6 protein-coding genes are annotated in these 9796 nt (G+C 69.8%); 5 read left to right on the forward strand and 1 reads right to left on the reverse strand.

Annotated elements, in window-relative coordinates; all coding sequences use genetic code 11:
* Window positions 1-261: 261 nt before the first annotated feature.
* Window positions 262-2499, reverse strand: coding sequence for a sensor histidine kinase (locus tag VF697_RS12255; RefSeq protein ID WP_331094503.1), 2238 nt, complete (start codon window positions 2497-2499; stop codon window positions 262-264).
* A gap of 102 nt (window positions 2500-2601) precedes the next feature.
* Between VF697_RS12255 and VF697_RS12260 the strand changes: the two genes are divergently transcribed.
* From VF697_RS12260 to VF697_RS12280, 5 genes are all read left to right on the forward strand, one after another.
* Window positions 2602-4992 (forward strand): transglycosylase SLT domain-containing protein, encoded by a 2391-nt coding sequence (locus tag VF697_RS12260; RefSeq protein WP_331094505.1) that lies wholly within the window; start codon window positions 2602-2604, stop codon window positions 4990-4992.
* A gap of 69 nt (window positions 4993-5061) precedes the next feature.
* On the forward strand, window positions 5062-6459 hold the full coding sequence (selA, locus tag VF697_RS12265; RefSeq protein WP_331094507.1) for an L-seryl-tRNA(Sec) selenium transferase: 1398 nt from the start codon (window positions 5062-5064) through the stop codon (window positions 6457-6459).
* Window positions 6453-7049, forward strand: a complete 597-nt coding sequence (locus VF697_RS12270; protein WP_331094509.1) for an HNH endonuclease — start codon at window positions 6453-6455, stop codon at window positions 7047-7049. The genes selA and VF697_RS12270 overlap by 7 nt, the downstream gene beginning before the upstream one ends.
* A 178-nt stretch (window positions 7050-7227) precedes the next feature.
* Window positions 7228-9012 carry a hypothetical protein gene (locus VF697_RS12275; protein ID WP_331094511.1) on the forward strand — a complete coding sequence of 595 codons (1785 nt, stop codon included), beginning with the start codon at window positions 7228-7230 and terminating at the stop codon, window positions 9010-9012.
* A gap of 127 nt (window positions 9013-9139) precedes the next feature.
* On the forward strand, window positions 9140-9796 hold a 657-nt coding region (locus tag VF697_RS12280), incomplete at its 3' end, for a P-loop NTPase (protein WP_331094513.1).

Raw genomic sequence — 9796 nt, forward strand, 5'->3', positions numbered from 1 at the left:
CGTGGCTCTCCCCGTCGCACGCGCGGGGCGTGCGGCGGTTCGTGGAGGTGGCCTGCGAGGTGCTCTACTACGTCGGCTTCCCCGTGATGTTGGCCGTGCACTTCTTCCTGTGAGCCAGAGGCGCTCTACACATGGAACGGAGTTTCGACATGCATCCGTCGACGCGAAGATCCAGGAGTTCAAACAGCTCGAAAAGCGGTTCCTGAAGGAGATGCGTACCGCTGCCGGAAAACGGCAGGTGCAGAGTCCGCCGAATAGTCCTCAGCTCGCGCGGCGCTTCTTCTCGCGCTTCGACTTGCCCGCGGGCTTGGGCGGTGGGGCCGTGCCTTCCGAGAGCAGGGCCTCGGCGGACTTCGTGGAAGGGAAGGGCGTGCCATCCATGAGCACCGGCTCCGGGAGCTGGGCCGGCTCCGACGGGGGGGCCGGCAGGCGGATGATGAAGGTGGCGCCCTCGCCCACCTTGCTCTGCACCGAGAGCGTCCCACCGTGGTTCTTCACGATGCGCTGGCAGATCGCCAGCCCCAGCCCCGTGCCCTTCTGCTTCGTCGTGTAGAAGGGCACGAAGATGTGCTGCTGCTGGTCCGGCGGAATCCCCGGGCCCGTGTCCGTCACGTGGACCTCCACGAACGAGTCCCCCGTGGCCCGGAATTCGGTGAAGCGATCCGGCCGCACCGTCTTCACGGTGATGCTGCCCCCCGTGTCCGCCAACGCCTGCATCGCGTTCTGCACCAGGTTGATCAGCACCTGCTTGAGCTGCTCCGCGTCCGCCTCCACCTTCGGCAGCGCCTCCTCCTGCTCCACCTTCAGCTCGATCCCCTTGGGAATCTCGTTCTGGATGAGCCGCACCGTGCGCGTCACCACCTCGTTCAGGTCCGTGGCTCCGAAGCTCTGCTTCAGCGGGCGTGCGTAGTCGAGGAACGCCGACACCACCCCGTTGAGGCGGTTCACCTCCTCGACGATGACCTCCAGGAACTCGCCCTCCTCACCGGGCAGCCGCTTCGGATCCAGGCACTGCGCCGCGCCCTTGATGGCGCCCAGCGGGTTGCGGATCTCATGGGCCAGACCCGCCGCCATCTCGCCCAGGGCCGCCAGGCGGTCGCGCTCGCGGATGCGCTCGTACAGCTTCGAGTTCTCCAGCGCCGTCGCCAGCCGCTCGGCCACCTCCAGGATGAGGGCGATCTCATCCGAGGCATATGCCTCCGGCACGCGCTCGTCCCACAGGTTGAGGAAGCCGATGACGCGGTCGTTGCCCAGCAGCGGCACGGTGATGCCGCCCTTCATCTGCAACAGCGCCGCGCGCGTGTCGTTGAGCCGCTTGAGCTCGTCCCGGAAGCGCTTGCCCTCCACGGCCTGCTGCCGCATCACCACGATGCGTCGCTCCACGTTCTCCAGCAGCACCGCCTTCTGCCCCGAGGCCACCGCGAACAGCACCCCGCGCGCCGCGCCCGTATCCAGGAAGCTCACCGGCGCCGGCCCGCGCGCGTCCAGCAGCCGGTAGCCCGGCCGGTCATCCGCGAGCAGGTACAGCGACGCATGGGTGATGCGCCCCGACTCGTGCAGCGCGTCCAGCACCATGCGTGCCAGCTCGGAGATCTCGATGACGCCCGCCATCCTCGCCCGCACGCCGCCGAGCACCCGCAGCAGCTCGAAGCGCTCGCGGAAGAAGATGGCCACCACCTGCTCCTCCACCTTCGCCCGCAGCGGCTCCAGGAGGATGAGCACCACGAAGGCCGCCACCACCGTGTTGAAGAGGAAGAGCGAGGTGTTGTTCTCGTCCACCCACACCGTCAGCACGGTGAAGACGGCGGCCAGGATGGTGGCCAGCACCGTCTGCGAGGCGATCTTCCCCAGCAACTCGTGCAGGTCCATCAGCCGCAGCCGCAGCAGCGTCTGCGCCAGGAAGAAGAGGTAGAGCGTGGTGAAGACGGGCCCCAGGCTGGGGATGGGCAGGCCGTAGCGCCCCAGCAAGTCCAGCGCGGAGAAGAGGATGGAGGCCCCGGCGCCGATGGCCAGGTAGGTGAGCCGCAGCCGCTCGATCCGCGACTCGGTGGTGCTCATTCGTCGGAGCAGCAACGAAACCGAGGCCAGCAGGGCACCGAGCACCCAGGCGCCGATGGCCACGCGCGCCCAGCCCTTTTGTGCGAGAGGCGACACCGCGACGGCCAGGCCAAAGACGGCCGAGAGGACAGCGAGCCGCCGTCCGAGCAGATGCGTGCCCTTGCTCACCCCCAAGAATTCAAGGAAGAAGGCTACTGCCGCACCAGGAACCAGCGAAGCCAGTAGAATGGTGGCGCCCACCGTTACCCGCGACACCCACGGGTACTCGGTGCGCGCGAAGAGGCTGTGGAAGAAGCTGGACAGGTAGTACCCGCCCACCGTCAACGAGAAGACGGAGTAGAGCGTGAGCACCCGCGGACGCCCCGCCCTCAACAGGATGGACACACCGAGCGCCAGCCCGATGATGGATGCGAGGAGCGCGCTCTGGGTTCGAATGTCCATGCGTGGTGGCCACTCTAACCTTCGTTGCCTCTCGGAAATTTTTTCCCCACTTCCGGTTGTCTCCGGGGCTGCCCCGGCGCATCACCTGAGGGCCCTTCCCGTATGAAAGCCTTCGTCCCCCTGCTCGCCGCCGCCGCCGCCGCCACCTCCCTGGCCTTCACCCAGGCTCCGCCCGCCGAGGAGCCCTCCGCGGCTCCCCAGGCGCAGACGGAGAACGCTCCGTCGGAGGCCCAGCTTTCTCCGCCGCCGGACTCGGAGAAGGTCCTGGTGCCTCCCGGGTTCGTGGAGGTGCTCAACCCCGCCTTCCCCAATCAGGCCCCGCCGCCGCCCGTGGCGCCCAAGGTCTTCAAGGGTCCCAGCTACGATCTGAAGGACCTGGCCCCGTACTTCGCCGAGGGCAAGCGCAAGGAGGCCAAGCAGGCCTTCGACAAGGGCTTCTACACCCGCGCCCGCGAGCTGCTGGCGAAGGAGGGCGACTCGCTCCCCGTGCGCTACCTGCGCGCCCTGAGCGCCGTGCGCGCCGGGGATGACGCCCGCGCCGCCGCGGAGATGAGCGCCCTGGCCGAGGACTACGCGCCGCTGCGCGACCGCTGCCTTACCCACGCGGGCGTGGCCCTCGAGTCGCTCGGCCGCTTCCCCGACGCGGCCGTGCTGCTCGCCCAGGTGCGCGAGGACTCCCGGCTGTACCCCGACGCCCGGCTGGCGCTCGGCCGCGTCCTGCGCAAGGCGAAGGACACCGACGCCGCGCTCGCCGCGCTCGCGCCTCTGTCCAACCGCTCCTCGCCCTCGTGGGGCCGCAACGTCGCCGCCGAGGCCCTCCTGGCCAGCGCCGACATCGCCGCCGAGAAGAAGGACAAGGCGCGCGAGCGCGAGTTCCTCTGGCGCCTGTGGGCCTCGCATCCCCTCACGCCCCTGGCCAAGCAGGCCGAGAAGCGCCTCAAGGGTCAGCAGGCGCCCCTGGAGATGAAGGTGGTGCGCGGCGAGCAGCTCATCGAGCTCAACCGCAATCGCCAGGGCCTCGACGTGCTCGAGCCGCTGCTGCCCTCGCTCAAGCTGCCGGACGCGCTCGCCTGCCGCGCCCACTTCGCCTACGGCAAGGGCCAGCGCAAGGAGCGCCAGCACACCCGCGCCATCGCCGCCCTCTTGCCCGTGGTGGACAAGTGCCAGGATCGGGATCTGCTGCCGCGCGCCCTCTACGTGCTCGGCTCCTCGCGCTCCATCGTGGACCAGGGCCGGGGCCCCGAGACGTACGAGCGCATCGCCCGGGAGTACCCGGACCACTCCTTCGCCGACGACGCGCTCTTCTACGCCGCGGACCTGTACGTGAAGACGGGCCGGTTGGACCTGGCCTCCCAGCGGCTCAAGGAGCTGGCGAAGCTCTACCCCCAGGGCGACTTCCTCGGCGAGGCACTCTTCAAGGACTTCTGGATCTCCCGCACGCTGAAGGTCGAGGGCGGTGGCATCGCCCTGCTCGAGGAGATCGAGAAGCGCTTCGGCGACGCGGACGAGACGTATGACGTGGAGCGCGCGCAGTACTGGCGGGCGCGCACGCTGCAGGACAAGGGGGAGACCCGGGGCGCCGCGGACCTCTTCGAGAAGCTCGCGGTGGAGCACCCGGCCACCTACTACGGACTGATGGCGCGCATGATGCTGGGCGAGCTGGATCCGACGCGCATGCCGCGCGTGACGCCCCAGCTCGACTTCACGAAGCAGGAGCGCCGCGGCCCCTGGCCCCTGCACGCGGGGACGCTGGAGAAGGATCCGCACTTCCTGTCGGCCGTGGAGCTGCTGCGCCTGGGCTTCCCCGAGGCCGTCTCCTCGGAGCTGCTCGCCGTCAACCGCACGAACCTGCCGTCCGAGAACGTCCGGCTGCTCGTCCACCTGCTGTCATACGTCGGCGACGAGCGCTCCGCCCATGCGGTGGCCCGCGTGGCGCTGCGCCGCGACCTGAGCGGCCGCATCACCCCGGAGACGCGTCCGGTGTGGGAGGTGGCCTACCCCAACGCCTTCCGCGAGCTCATCGAGAAGCACACCTCGGCGGCGGGCGTGGAGCCGGACCTGCTCCAGGCGCTGATGCGCGAGGAGAGCGCGTTGGATCCGAAGGCGCTCTCGTGGGCGGGCGCGCTGGGCCTCACCCAGCTCATGCCCTCCACGGCGCAGGCGGTGGCGCGTCAGCTCAAGCTCAAGAAGGTGACGACCCAGTCCCTGCTGGAGCCGGACATCAACATCAAGCTGGGCGCGCACTACCTGGGCTCGCTCATCAAGGGCTTCTCCGGGCACACCCCGTTCGCGGTGGGTGGCTACAACGCCGGCCCCAACGCCATCAACCGCTGGCGGGCGGAGCGTCCGGGCATGCCGCTGGACGCGTGGGTGGAGGAAGTGCCCATCGCGGAGACGCGCGGCTACATCAAGCGTGTGCTGCGCTCCTACAACACCTACCAGCTCCTCTACGGGCGGCCCGCCAAGGTGCCCGTCGTGCAGGCGGGCCGGTAGTCCTAAACCCGTCTGAAGGGGAGGGGGGTTTGCTGGCGCGGGCGCCCCCGCCCTCTTACACTTCCGGGCGTGGGTGCACCCTCGACCGAAGACGGGGGGAAGAACGCGCTGCTGCGCGCGCTCCCCTCCATCGAGCAGCTCCTCCGCCGTCCCTCCCTGGAGGCGCGGTTGTCGGCAGTGCCGCGTGCCCGGGCGGTGGCGGCGTTGCGGCTGGCGGTCGCGCGCGTGCGCGAGCGGCTGCTGCGGGGGGAGCTCCGTCCCTTCGAGGACGCGGACGTGGACGAGGCCCTGCGCACCCTGGCCACGCCCAATCTGCGGCCCGTCCTCAACGCCACGGGCGTGGTACTGCACACCAACCTGGGTCGCGCCCCCCTGGCTCCCGAGGCCGTGGCGCGCGTGGCCGCCGTGTCGCGCGACTACTGCAACCTCGAGTACGACCTGGACGAGGGAGAGCGGGGCAGCCGCTACGCCCCGGTCATCGGTCTGCTCACCCAGCTCACCGGTGCCGAGGACGCCCTCGTGGTGAACAACTGCGCGGGCGCGGCGCTGCTGGTGCTGGCCACGCTGGCGGCGGGCCGCGAGGCCCTCGTCTCGCGCGGGGAGCTGGTGGAGATTGGCGGCGGCTTCCGGGTGCCGGACGTGATGAAGCAGTCCGGCTCGCGCCTGGTGGAGGTGGGCACCACCAACCGCACCCGGCGCTCGGACTATGAGTCGGCCCTGACGCCGGACACGGGCGTGCTGATGAAGGTCCACCGCTCCAACTTCGCGCTCGTGGGCTTCACCGAGGAGGTGGAGGTGAAGGAGCTGGCCGGGCTCGGCCGCGCGCGCGGGGTGCCCGTGTTCGTGGACCTGGGCTCGGGGGCGCTGGTGCCGCTCACCGGCGAAGGCCTCACGGGCGAGCCCACCGTGCCGGACACCGTGGCCGCCGGAGCGGACGTGGTGGCCTTCTCGGGCGACAAGCTGCTGGGCGGGCCGCAGGCCGGCATCATCGTGGGCCGCGCCGCGCTGATTGCCCGCATCAAGAAGCACCCACTCACCCGGGCGCTGCGCATCGACAAGATGACGGTGGCGGCCCTGGAGGCCACCCTGGAGCTGTACCGGGACGGGCGGCCGGAGGCGGTGCCCACGTACCGGCTGCTCACCCAGCCCCCGGAGGCCCTGCGCGCCCGCGCCGAGCGGCTTCATGCCCTCCTGTCGGGGAAGGGACTCCAGGCCCGCGTGGCTTCGACTTCAGGACAGGTAGGCGGGGGAGCGATGCCCTTGGCCCGGTTGCCGTCCTTCGCTTGCGTCCTCACTGTTGGGGAGCCGGCGGCCTTCCTGGAATGTCTTCGGGAGGTGGACGTTCCGGTGCTTGGGCGGATCTCGGACGGCGAAGTGCTGCTCGATGTCCGCTGCCTGACGGAGGAGGACCTCGGATCGGTCGCCCATGCCGTAGGGGTGGCCTCACAGGGAAGGCAGCCATGTTGAACAGCGCCGTGCTCGTCCTGAACCGGAACTACCAACCGGTCCATGTCACCTCGGTGAAGCGCGCCCTCTCGCTGCTCTACCTGGGGGTGGCCAAGGCCATCGACGCGCAGTATCGGCTCTATGAGTTCGAGGACTGGGCGGCGCTGAGCACCGCTACCCACGACTGCGTCCACACCATCGACCGGCCCATCCGTGTGCCCCGGGTGGTGGTGCTGTCCGCCTACGAGTACCTGCCGCGCGGCCGGGTGCGCTTCTCCCGCCTCAACATCTACGCGCGCGACCATGACACCTGCCAGTACTGCGCCCGGCGGCTGCCGCGCTCGGAGCTGAACCTGGACCACGTCGTTCCCCGCTCCCAGGGAGGCAAGACGAGCTGGGAGAACGTGGTGTGCTCGTGCGTGCCCTGCAACCTGCGCAAGGGCGGGCGCACGCCGGAGCAGGCGCACATGCGGCTCCTCAAGGTGCCCGTGCGGCCCCGCTGGACGCCCCTGTTCCGCGGCGCCTCCCGCCGCATCACCTACCGCGAGTGGCTGCCGTTCCTGAACCTCGCCGACGCCTCGTACTGGAACGTGGAGCTGCACGACGACTGACGCGCCCCTCCGCGTCCCTCAGGGCTGTAGCTTTATAGAAGCCCTGTAAAGAGTGGCCATTGAGTCCATCGACGAGTCCCTCTCACGCGTGGACAATCGCCGCGTGTGTGTCGACGTGGCCGGGCTCTCGCTCCGAGGTGAGCCTGGGCCGGCCCGTCACCGAGAGGGAGTCACTCGTATGCGGGCAAATCGTTGGTTGCTGATGGGGGCCCTGGCGGTCGCCATCAGTCTCGTGGGATGTGATTGTGGCGGGGTTCAGGTCGACCCGGGTGACGCCGGGACCGAGCCTGTCCAGGACGCCGGGGAGACTCCCCCGTTGCCGCCCGAGCCGGACGGCGGCGTGTCGGGGAACCTGCCGGATGGCGGTACCAGCGGCGTGGAGCTGGATGGCGGTTCAGGCTCCTTCTGCGTGGCCGCGGGGGCCGTGTGTGATCGCACGCAGGGCGCCGCGTGCTGTACGGGCGTGTGCGGTGCGGACAACCGGTGTCCCGAGCCCAACAACCTGTGTCGCAGCGCTGGGGAGGCGTGTGCCGCTGGCGGGGACTGCTGCAGCAACTCGTGCCTCAACGGCAAGTGCTCCTCCACGCTCTGCCAGGACGTGGGCGGCGCGTGCTCCACCCCCGAGCAGTGCTGCACGAAGACGTGTACCAATGGCACGTGCGCCCCGCTGGCGGACACCTCCAACGGTGCGTGCAAGGTGCTCGGCCAGTCCTGCACCGAGGCGACCGAGGGCGAGTGCTGCTCGAAGAACTGCCAGAACGGCGTCTGCGCCCGCTCCTATACCTGCAAGGCCTACGGCGACCTCTGCACCCGGGACAACGAGTGCTGCGGCAACGACTGCACGGCGGCGGATGGCGGTGTCGGTCGCTGCAATCAGATCAAGGGCGGTGGCGGTAGCGGTTGCACCCAGGATGGCAACCCGTGCTCGGGCGGCAGTGGCTGCTGCTCGCGCACCTGCGTGGATCTCGGCTACGGCACGACGGTCTGCCAGCCGGTGGGCGGCTGCAAGCTGACGGGCAATTACTGCACCGGTGACGCCATCTGCTGCGGCAGCGGGACGGTCTCCAACGTCACCTGCAACGAGGGCCGCTGCGGCAACGGCAATAACTGCCAGCCCACGGGCAACATCTGCGGCTCGGGCAAGATGCCGGACGGTGGCGTCATCAACATCAACGCCCCGGAGAATTGCTGCGATGGCCAGAAGGATGTCTGCAAGGTGGACTCCTCCGGCGTGCCTCGCTGCTTCGGCGGTGGTGGCACCACGACCTGCCCCAGGGGCTACGAGGCCAACAACCCGAGCTGCTGCATCCAGGTGGAGAACTCCTGCCAGTTCTCCGACCAGTGCTGCAACGGCACCCTGTGCCTGCCGGATTCGGCTGGCAACCTGAAGTGCCGGGCGCCCGGTGGTGGGACGGGCACGGATGGGGGGAGCACGGGTGGGACGTGCTCGCCGGTGGGCACGCGCTGTGACACGGACGCGGGCGTCGCCTGCTGCGCGGGCACCGAGTGCCGTGCCAACTCCGAGCTGACCAAGGCCTGCCAGCCCATCTACACCCCGCCGCCGCCTCCGGCCGATGGTGGCACCGGCACAACGGACGCTGGGACTGGCGGTACGACCGATGCCGGCTCGGGCGGCGGCACCTGCTCGGCCAATGGGGCCAACTGCACCGGCGGCACGCAGTGCTGCTCGGGCATCTGCACCGGCGGCAAGTGCTCCGCTCCCGCGGCGTGTCAGCCCCAGAGCGGTCTGTGCACCACCAATGCCGACTGCTGCTCGGGCCTGACCTGCGACGTGCCAGCGGGCAGCAACGTGGGCTCCTGCCAGCCCGGGTCTACCTGCTCGTCGAGCGGCCAGGCGTGCTCGCCCACGGTAGGCTGCTGCTCGGGCCTCTCCTGCCGTAACACGGCGGGTGTGCTCTGCGATGGCACCTCGGCCTGCACTTGTCGGGTGGTCATCCAGTAACGGTGGCCAGGGAGTCGACGCGGAGCGCAGGACGGGTTTTGATAGAGGGGCCTTGAATCCCGCGAGTCCCTCCTCCGCGTCGCAACCCGCTCGTTCGTCCTCGCCCGCGCAGCCCGCGGGCGGGGCCGTGCGCCCGGACCCCGATTCTCCGGGGCTCGGCGCACGCACCCGCCCCCACCGCATCATCGCGGTGGGAGGTGGCAAGGGTGGCATCGGCAAGTCCCTCGTCTCCGCCAACCTCGGCGTCGCGCTGGCCAGTCGGGGTCAACGCGTGCTGCTGGTGGATGCGGATCTGGGTGGCGCCAACCTCCACACGTGTCTGGGTGTCGGTCAGCCCACGGCCACGTTGTCGGACTTCATGCTGCGCCCCAAGGCGCGGCTGGAGGACGTCATCGTGCCCACCGGCGTGCCCAACCTGTCGCTGATCGCCGGCGCGTTGGACGTGCTGGACGCGGCCAACATCAAGTACGCCCAGAAGCAGCGGCTGCTGCGCGGCCTGCAGACCCAGTCGGTGGACTACCTCATCCTCGACCTGGGGGCGGGCTCCAGCTTCAACACGCTCGACTTCTTCATCATCGCCGACCACTGCGTGCTGGTGCTCCTGCCCGAGCCCACCTCCGTGGAGAACGCCTACCGCTTCATCAAGGCCGCCTTCTACCGGCGGCTCCAGCAGGTGGAGGCGCAGTACGGCATCGAGAATCTGGTGGAGCGCGCCCTGTCCACCCGCGAGGGGGCCGCGCGCACGCCCTTCGAGATCATCCAGCACGTGCGCCAGCAGAACGCG

Source organism: Archangium sp. (genome assembly GCF_036388035.1).
Lineage (GTDB): Bacteria > Myxococcota > Myxococcia > Myxococcales > Myxococcaceae > Archangium.

Excerpts from the sequence above, each read along its gene's own strand:
- VF697_RS12260 (WP_331094505.1), top strand. The coding sequence starts at position 2,602 with ATGAAAGCCTTCGTCCCCCTGCTCGCCGCCGCCGCCGCCGCCACCTCC.
- VF697_RS12255 (WP_331094503.1), bottom strand. The coding sequence starts at position 2,499 with ATGGACATTCGAACCCAGAGCGCGCTCCTCGCATCCATCATCGGGCTG.
- VF697_RS12275 (WP_331094511.1), top strand. The coding sequence starts at position 7,228 with ATGCGGGCAAATCGTTGGTTGCTGATGGGGGCCCTGGCGGTCGCCATC.
- VF697_RS12270 (WP_331094509.1), top strand. The coding sequence starts at position 6,453 with ATGTTGAACAGCGCCGTGCTCGTCCTGAACCGGAACTACCAACCGGTC.